This is a genomic window from Paenibacillus sp. ICGEB2008 (assembly GCF_000307675.1).
GTDB classification, from domain to species: Bacteria; Bacillota; Bacilli; order Paenibacillales; family Paenibacillaceae; genus Paenibacillus; species Paenibacillus polymyxa.
Genome location: NZ_AMQU01000076.1, coordinates 1 through 764 on the forward strand (window position 1 = coordinate 1; position 764 = coordinate 764).

General features: G+C 48.2%; 2 rRNA genes. Both read left to right on the forward strand.

The features are described 5' to 3' along the window. Positions 1-188: ribosomal RNA gene (locus C400_RS0126050) — 16S ribosomal RNA — on the forward strand; the annotation flags it as partial. Between the two features lie 358 nt (positions 189-546). Further along, positions 547-764: ribosomal RNA gene (locus C400_RS28365) — 23S ribosomal RNA — on the forward strand; the annotation flags it as partial.

Here is a 764-nt window from a genome sequence, read left to right on the forward strand (position 1 = left end):
GGATCAGCATGCCGCGGTGAATACGTTCCCGGGTCTTGTACACACCGCCCGTCACACCACGAGAGTTTACAACACCCGAAGTCGGTGAGGTAACCGCAAGGAGCCAGCCGCCGAAGGTGGGGTAGATGATTGGGGTGAAGTCGTAACAAGGTAGCCGTATCGGAAGGTGCGGCTGGATCACCTCCTTTCTATGGAGAATCGTTTCCTGCAACGGAAACATTCAAATCAGCAGGTGTATATACCTGCGACCGGATATTCAATTCGGCTCATCACAATATGTGTGAATGAAATGGATATCCTGAACTTACTCACTCGTTGCTCAGTTTTGAGAGTTCAAACTCTCGAACTTCGACGAATGTTTCATTCACACATCGTGTGGAACCGAAATATTCATCGGGCTTCGCTTCGACGAAGCGAATTGCACCTTGAAAACTGGATACCGAAACGAAATTGCGTTTTAGAATATTCCTTTAAGCTGATCTTGTGTAAACAAGTGAAATAAAGGTAGCATATATCGACATTTTCTTTCTGTGAAAGAAAAGTCTAGGTTAAGCTACAAAGAGCACACGGAGGATGCCTAGGCGCCAGGAGCCGACGAAGGACGTGGCGAACAACGATAAGGCCTCGGGGAGCTGTAAGCAAGCTTTGATCCGGGGATGTCCGAATGGGGAAACCCGGCTGTCTTCATCGACAGTCACTACTCACTGAATTCATAGGTGAGTGAGAGGCAGACCAGGGGAACTGAAACATCTAAGTACCTGAGA